Genomic DNA, 6,468 nt, shown 5'->3' with positions numbered 1-6,468 from the left:
CTAGTAAACAGAGATGAGATCTATAGCCTATACAAGCTAAATAATCTTGTTGTTAACAGTGTAAGAAAGGGCTTCAACAATATTACTCACACCTAAACGCTCAAAAATCCGTCTCCTATAATACTTCACTGTGTCAGCAGAAACAAATATTTTTTCTGCAATTTGATTAATTGTTAATCCTTGCGCATGCAAACGCAATATCTCGATCTCCCTTTTTGTGAGTTTAGGTTTCTCTGATTTACGCCAAACATTATTTTCTATATTTAATTCCCAGGTTTCATCTGTGCCTTGTTTATGAATACAAACATTGCCTGCATTTTTATGATGTGAAATAGAAACGATGCACATTGCTTTCCATAACTGATCATCGCTTGTCAAAAACAACGGGGTAAGCTTATGATTGATGAGAATATGCTTACCATCCTTATTAACTAAATGGAAATCGTAAGTTATGCTATATGATTTTTTCGCGTGACCAGGCAGTTTTTTATAGAAATCAAATCCTGCATCATTAATGAGGTTTAGCAGTTCCAAATCTCTTTCAGGAACATTTTTAAAATAGAAATCATAACCCATCTCCAACACTTCCTCAGAAGAATACCCGCATAAAAACAATGGGTTTTCTGAAACGTATTCAAACGCCATCTTTTCATAATCAATAACATATATACTCTCATATGTTAACCTTGCAAAAGACTTTACGACTTCCAAATAATGTTGCTGTTGAAGATGGTCGTAATCTGATATTCTTTCAACCTTATTCTTGGTAAGCAGGCTTGAATTAATGTTGCTTTTCATTAGCTACTAGGGCTTATTAGCAAATCTACACTAAAGTGTAGTTTTTGAGATTTTTTTTGTGCGGATTTTTACAAGAAACATTTTTCGCATAGCTAAGAGAGAGCTATCCCAAAATGGTATGAAACCACACTAACGGCCAAAATACAGACATACAAAACAAATGACAAATTGTAAAACCTGCAACCTCGAATTAACTTCAAAATACTGTCCAAACTGCGGACAACCTAGTCAGCTTAAAAGAATTGATGGACACTACATTATTCATGAAATTGAACATGTTTTGCATTTTGAACGTGGGATCCTATACACTATAAAAGAACTTATAGCAAATCCAGGACAGAACGTAAGAAACTATCTTTCAGATAACAGAAGTCGACTTGTTAAGCCAATAATTTTCATTATTGTTACATCTCTTATTTATTCAACATTTAGCAACTTTTTCCATATTGAAGATGGTTATGTAAATTATTTAGACGATCATAAATCTACAACGAGTGCAATTTTTAAATGGATACAGGGACATTATGGTTATGCGAATATAATCATGGGTATTTTTATTGCATTATGGACAAAGCTATTTTTCAGAAAATATAAATTAAACATTTTTGAAATTTTAATCCTTCTGTGTTTTGTGATTGGAATGGGAATGTTGATTTATTCAGTTTTCATAATTATTCAAGGTTTAACACATTTTAACCTAATGCAAACTGCAGGTATTGTTGGGTTTGTTTATACTACTTGGGCAATTGGACAATTTTATGAAAAAGGAAAAGCCATTAATTATGTGAAAGCATTTTTTGCTTACATTTTAGGTATGATCACTTTTGCATTGACGGCAATAATGATTGGGGCAATAATAGACACAATAATTAGACATTAAAACTTATGAGCATTAAAAAAGGGCAATCATTCTTATTCCTAATTATAGCAATTATTTTAGGATGGACTATTTTTAAACAGTTTGATTTTGAAAATTTGAAATTTGAAAAACCAGCATTAGCTATTGTATATATATTGACTTTTGTAATGTCTGTTTACTTTCTTGTTAAAAACGTTAAAAGAGAGGAATAGCAGCCAACCTAGGTTGGCTGTGATGATACTCCAACTGCGCCTTGCTTATATTCTGCTTTACCAAATAAACTTATAGTCGTCTATACGATCTGATTTCACAAAACGCGTCAGCTTACCGTCGTGGAAATAAAAGAATAAATAAGGTTCAGCATTGGCGATAATTACTCCTCTGGAGATAATACGATAAATATTTGTGCCATTATTATCGAGTGACATCAATTCCGCAGAGCGGTTAGCTTGTTTGAATTCATTTTCTGACATGCCGATCTTAATTGAGGATTCTTGATATGACATACTCTTGCAGCCTAAAGCTATTACCGCCAGGCAGATTAAAATTATTTTTTTCATATGTGTTTATTTGTGTGTAATGAAGTGGGTTCAATAATTATGCCTTTTAGTATCCCTAAAATATATAAGGACCCATAGTTTTGAGAAAGACAAATAAAACGCTGATTGTCAATATTTTTATTTCGCGTAACTTTTTGGAATTGATCCCTTATTCACACCTCCTTCACATCAAATCCACAAACAGGTACCTTTTTGTGAAAAAAGTGTGCCTAATGTGTGTTTGATGTGAGAACAATGATACTACTTTTGGCATTTATCTATTTTGGTTATACAAACCAAAACCAGGCAGCTATAGGATTCCGTTTCTTTTTTTTTTGGAGGGGGAGGGTACTAAAACACAAAAACCTGCAATAATCTAACTTGCAGGTTTTTGTGTTGTTCTTTGTGATCCCGCTGGAATCACTTTATATCGATAAAATCCGGTTAAATGGCGTTATTTCAAAGGGTTTTAAAATTGGGGTCCTGAATGGGGCACCATTTTATTTGACCTGTTTTGATGTGTTTTAAAGAACTTTTTGTGTGATACAAATATAATCATTTAGTAGGATTTGGCCAAGGCTATCGTCAATTTTATTATGCTGATTCCAGTTTTCCAAACCTCTAAAAGAATCTCTACCAAGATTTTTAGAAAAAATCAGTAACTAAATGTATTAATATTTGACTAATTCAAGAACTGATTTCTATATTCAGTAGGGGTAATCCCAACAGCTTTTTTAAATAAGCGTGAAAAATAAGGGGGATTTTCAAAACCAAGTTGAAATGCAGTTTCTGCTACAGTGTTGTCCGTACTCATCAATATGTTTTTTGCCTCGATGATTAGTGCTAAATGAATGTGGTCTATGGCAGTCCTGCCGGTYTCCTGTTTCAATAGATCGCTAAGATATCCTGCCGACAATGATAACTGAGATGCCATATATTTTACCGTTGGCAATCCATGCTTTTGAAGGTTTCCGCTCTCAAAATATGCATTTAGGATTTCTGTAAACTTAGAAATTATTGTGCCAGACAGAATAGTCCGGTTCAAGAACTGCCGATTATAAAATCTTGACGAATATTTCAGAATGGACTCAATATAGCCAATCATTATCTCTCTACTGAGATTATCCTGGTTGTTATAATATTCCTCACGTATTTTATTAAAGAGATTCCAAATGGTTTCTTCTTCTTTAGGGGATAGATGTAGTGCCTCATTAGCCTCGTAATCGAAGTAGCCGTATTTTTTAATTGTTGCATGAAGTGGATGATTGATCAAATAATCTTCATCTATAAAGATGATGAATCCGTTATCTTCTAATTCAATGTCATTCATCTGTATGATCTGATCGGGTTTCATAAAAAACATAGAACCGGTATCGCTATCATACTTGGTCTTTCCGTACATAAGCGTGCCAGATTTCATCTTTTTTAAAGCAATCTTATAAAAACCCAGTGTGAATTCCGAATAAACAAAATTGCAGCCTTTTATGTCTTCAAATGTTAGAACACCAAGCAATGGATTTTCCGGTGGAGGAAATCCGTTTGTTTTATACATCTCGGTTATAGTCTTAAAATGTTTCATGTTTAATCTACTGAAATTTACAATTATTTTTCAATGATAAATTTAAGATTCCCTTTTTCCAATGATTCTTTATCTGAAAGGGATATTAATTGGTCTAATATCAGATACCTACTTATTAAACAGACAATGGATTTTTATCGAAAACCATTGTCTGTCCGGGTATTTAATGGCCCACCCCTTAAGTTTAATAATGGCTCCAAGCGCTTTAAGTTAATCAGGGTCAAGCTGATTGACAGCAAGAATTTTGTTGTCTAATCAACTGAGTCAGTTTATATTTCTTTATAGTTTAAATGACGAATATCTCTGGCAGGTGTAACCGGAAGACAAGCAGTTACTCACGTCCTTTCATTTCGTCCAAGCCACCGTCATCCTTCGGCTATGATCAATTAAGTCCTGCCCCAGTCAGAGGGTCGATCAACGCATCCAATTCGAACCTGCTCTTGCCAACCCTTCTGCGAGGTAGCGGTACAGGCGACCTTAAGGCTAAAATCTATAACGCGCTGTCTTAGGCCAATGATGTGCCGTAATCAGACAGCTACTGCCCAATACCCGAAATCAGCTCCTGCCGATGCTTCAGAATCCATTGCTTAAGGGTCATGGCTTGCTGTCCGGTTACATGCGGAACATCATTTCGAACGCTTCCGATATAGCCCATCCGCCCATCCACCACCTGACGCATGACCTCGACGCCGCCATCCGCATACCAGGTCTCTACCGGGATACTTGCCGACGTGAAAACAGCCTGAAATTCCGCAGGGCCAAGGTGGTTGGGAGTAATTTCTTTATCCAGGATGTCGCTTAGAAGTATGGAGAGCTCAGCGCCTGTGGCAACATCGCTACTTAACCAATAGTCTTTCCCAGCGTGCCTGGCCGGCCCCTCCCGAAGCGCGGTAGCCGCAACTAGAGCAACATCCGCTGCGGCCACCCAACCCATCCGGTGCTCGTTCCAATAAGTGGTGAGGGTATCACCCTTTAGGTATAGGGTGAGTATGTTTTCCATAAACGTATTTGGATGCAGGAATGTCCAGGCCATTCCGCTAGCTTTGATATAAGCCTCAACCAGTTGATGCCAGGCGAAGGCTGGGCTCGTGCAATCCCATTCTCCAAACACACCCAGATGCACTATATACTCAACGCCGGCTTTCCGTGCTGCATCCAACAGTGTCTTGCTCTGTGTAAGCATGGCAACTGTGTATCCGGTCAGAAGAAATATTCGATCTACACCAGCCAGCGCAGCGCCGAAAGTTCGAGGATCGTCCAGATCAAGGTGAACGATATCTTGCCCCTCTGCACGCCTACGTTGAACCTCTTCCAATCTGCGGGAAGTCGTCCTGACGTTAAGGTTTGAGCTCCCTTCTAASTGAGAGAGCAGTTTCTTACCTACTTGCCCACTGGAGCCTAGAACAAGCACTCGCGTTTTAGCCTGACTAATATCCATTGAATTTTTCTCCTATTATTCTTTAATGTTATTCTTTAATAAATTTCCACACGGAAAGCACATTCCGCAGAGCGTGCACAACTTCGATGACATTCCACGCTATAAGCTTATTTTACTTTTCGCCCGCGAATTCTATTTATTTTGATTTAACCATTCGTCAAATCTTACATATTCACCGGTAGCAATTTCTTTTGCCAAGTCAATCCTTGACGCTGAATCAGGTCCCATGTAGGTGTATTTTTCCCAATATCCGAACAGTTCTTTCAATTCCTTTGTTCTGTTAGATACAGTTGCAAATACTTCACCAGGGATTACTGTATAGGTGTATTCCTTACCTTGTCTTTTATAGGCTTCGAGAATATTGTTAAAGCTGTACAGTTCCGTTGCAAGCGCAAGGTAATTGCCATTGCCAGCTTTTTCAGGCTGCAAAAATGCACCAGCCACAACTTTTCCCATATCGTTGATATCTGACCAATGGATTACTTCTTTTGTAGGGTCAAGTGACAGCATCCAACCAGTTGTGCCGTCTTCTTTTTTCTGCGGTGCAAGCGGACCTATAAGGTTTTGAAAATAGAATGGAGCTTCAACAAATGTAGTGTATTTGAACCCTGCATTTTTCACCACATCATCTACCTTTGATTTATTTGAGAAATGTGGAACCTCAAATTCACCGTTACTGATTACTCCTACATCAGGAAGTGTTGACCAGACAAAATGCTGCACCCCTGCTTCCTTAGCTGCTTCCACGGCATTTTTTCCTTGGGTAATTTCGTCTGCACCTGCCCAATAGTCGGTAACCACAAATACACCATAGGCATTCTTAAAGGCAACTTTTAATGACTGTAAATCGTCCAAATCTGCAAAAACTGTTTCATGTGCCTTGCCTGAATATTTTTCAGGATTACGGGTTGTTGCTCTTACATTGAAAGATCCTTCCTCTACAAGTGTATTTACCACACCCTTACCTTGTGAGCCTGTTGCCCCAATTACTACAATTGTTTGTTTCATAATTTCACATATTTAAATTATAAAACAAAATTAGGAGATGGGTTAATTTGCCAGTTATACAAAACAAGGGAGATACGATACATTTTAAGGATACGCCTTTAAAAAAAATAAAACCCCAGTAAATACTGAAGTTTTAATGATGTATTGGATGTGCTACGATTTTGTTAAAGTAATAGACCAATCATATAAAATATAATCAAAGCCATTTTACAGGCAGTTTCTTGTAACATTTATATGTTACTAAAGA

General features: G+C 37.2%; 7 protein-coding genes. 2 read left to right on the top strand and 5 right to left on the bottom strand.

Annotation, left to right across the window (positions count from 1 at the left end; all coding sequences use genetic code 11):
* Positions 1-36: 36 nt before the first annotated feature.
* Positions 37-798 carry a response regulator transcription factor gene (locus AC1DG9_RS21305; RefSeq protein WP_172662939.1) on the bottom strand — a complete coding sequence of 254 codons (762 nt, stop codon included), beginning with the start codon at positions 796-798 and terminating at the stop codon, positions 37-39.
* Between the two features lie 160 nt (positions 799-958).
* On the opposite strand from AC1DG9_RS21305, the gene AC1DG9_RS21300 reads away from it, so the two are divergent.
* The gene (locus tag AC1DG9_RS21300) at positions 959-1,678 is read left to right on the top strand and encodes a DUF3667 domain-containing protein (protein WP_172662940.1); all 720 of its coding nucleotides are present in this window, start codon (positions 959-961) and stop codon (positions 1,676-1,678) included.
* Between the two features lie 5 nt (positions 1,679-1,683).
* A complete protein-coding gene (locus AC1DG9_RS21295; protein WP_337716234.1) occupies positions 1,684-1,869 on the top strand; it encodes a hypothetical protein in 186 nt (61 codons plus the stop codon).
* Between the two features lie 57 nt (positions 1,870-1,926).
* Here AC1DG9_RS21295 and AC1DG9_RS21290 read toward each other — a convergent pair whose 3' ends face one another.
* From AC1DG9_RS21290 to AC1DG9_RS21275, 4 genes are all read right to left on the bottom strand, one after another.
* Positions 1,927-2,217 carry a hypothetical protein gene (locus AC1DG9_RS21290; RefSeq protein WP_216854484.1) on the bottom strand — a complete coding sequence of 97 codons (291 nt, stop codon included), beginning with the start codon at positions 2,215-2,217 and terminating at the stop codon, positions 1,927-1,929.
* A 661-nt stretch (positions 2,218-2,878) separates the two neighbouring features.
* On the bottom strand, positions 2,879-3,775 hold the full coding sequence (locus tag AC1DG9_RS21285; RefSeq protein WP_337716236.1) for a helix-turn-helix domain-containing protein: 897 nt from the start codon (positions 3,773-3,775) through the stop codon (positions 2,879-2,881).
* Between the two features lie 535 nt (positions 3,776-4,310).
* Positions 4,311-5,213 carry an NmrA family NAD(P)-binding protein gene (locus tag AC1DG9_RS21280; protein WP_477635196.1) on the bottom strand — a complete coding sequence of 301 codons (903 nt, stop codon included), beginning with the start codon at positions 5,211-5,213 and terminating at the stop codon, positions 4,311-4,313.
* Between the two features lie 132 nt (positions 5,214-5,345).
* Positions 5,346-6,221, bottom strand: coding sequence for an NmrA/HSCARG family protein (locus tag AC1DG9_RS21275; protein WP_337716240.1), 876 nt, complete (start codon positions 6,219-6,221; stop codon positions 5,346-5,348).
* Positions 6,222-6,468: the final 247 nt, after the last annotated feature.

The sequence above is a fragment of the Pedobacter sp. 05L430 genome, assembly GCF_056397585.1.
This window is presented reverse-complemented; position numbering and strand designations above follow the sequence as displayed.

Bases quoted from the DNA above. Each gene is read 5' to 3' on its own strand.
- AC1DG9_RS21305 (WP_172662939.1), bottom strand. From the start codon at position 798: ATGAAAAGCAACATTAATTCAAGCCTGCTTACCAAGAATAAGGTTGAA.
- AC1DG9_RS21300 (WP_172662940.1), top strand. From the start codon at position 959: ATGACAAATTGTAAAACCTGCAACCTCGAATTAACTTCAAAATACTGT.
- AC1DG9_RS21295 (WP_337716234.1), top strand. From the start codon at position 1,684: ATGAGCATTAAAAAAGGGCAATCATTCTTATTCCTAATTATAGCAATT.
- AC1DG9_RS21290 (WP_216854484.1), bottom strand. From the start codon at position 2,217: ATGAAAAAAATAATTTTAATCTGCCTGGCGGTAATAGCTTTAGGCTGC.
- AC1DG9_RS21275 (WP_337716240.1), bottom strand. From the start codon at position 6,221: ATGAAACAAACAATTGTAGTAATTGGGGCAACAGGCTCACAAGGTAAG.